The following is a 585-nucleotide window of genomic DNA, read 5'->3' as shown; positions in this document are numbered from 1 at the left end:
TGTCGGGTAAGCGCAGGAAGAAATCGGATGACTGACGTTGAGGTCCATATTGACCTGGAAGGGCAGGTGCGTACGTTGGGTGAATTGCACTATCTGCTGGGTGTGGCGGATGAGACGCGGTGGGGTGCACTCAGGTTTCGTTGGCGTGGTGAGGAGGTGTTTCAGGCGCCAGTAGCTGAAGGCGTTCCCACGCTGAATGATGATACTCACTGAACCACGAAGAAGACTGATTGACTGGATACGCCAGCAACTGATTGGTCCGCCAGAGTCGGCGCCCGATAGCCAGGCCCTACAGGGTGTCTTGCCCACGGAGCGTTTCCCCTGCGGTGCGCTTTACCCCACATCCAAATGGGGCGAAGGTATCGATCCTGCCAGTGAAGATGTCGATGAGGCAGAAGGTACTACTGAGGCTGCTGGTGAAAGCTCAGCCGAACCTGCCGTTGTGCGACGTTACATTCCACCATCGTCACTGGGTTTCTCGTTTTTTATTCAGGGTGAGGATATCCGGTTCCAGGTGTTGTGCTGTGCCGCCAGGTATGAACGCACAGAACGAGACGAGCGAGGAAAATACAAAAACGACTGGAA

1 protein-coding gene and 1 pseudogene are annotated in these 585 nt (G+C 55.2%); both read left to right on the top strand.

The genetic code is table 11. The annotated features are described in order from the left end of the window. A partial coding sequence (locus tag ACQY5R_RS18265) for a hypothetical protein (protein WP_428610717.1) occupies window positions 1-213 on the top strand: 213 nt, incomplete at its 5' end. Continuing rightward, window positions 197-585: pseudogene (locus ACQY5R_RS18260) on the top strand (hypothetical protein); the annotation flags it as partial. The gene ACQY5R_RS18265 and the pseudogene ACQY5R_RS18260, both read left to right, overlap by 17 nt.

The sequence above is a fragment of the Sedimenticola sp. genome, from assembly GCF_050289425.1.
Taxonomy (GTDB): Bacteria; Pseudomonadota; Gammaproteobacteria; order Chromatiales; family Chromatiaceae; genus Sedimenticola.
Note: the sequence above shows the minus strand (reverse complement) of the source record. Positions and strands in the feature narration are given on the sequence as shown.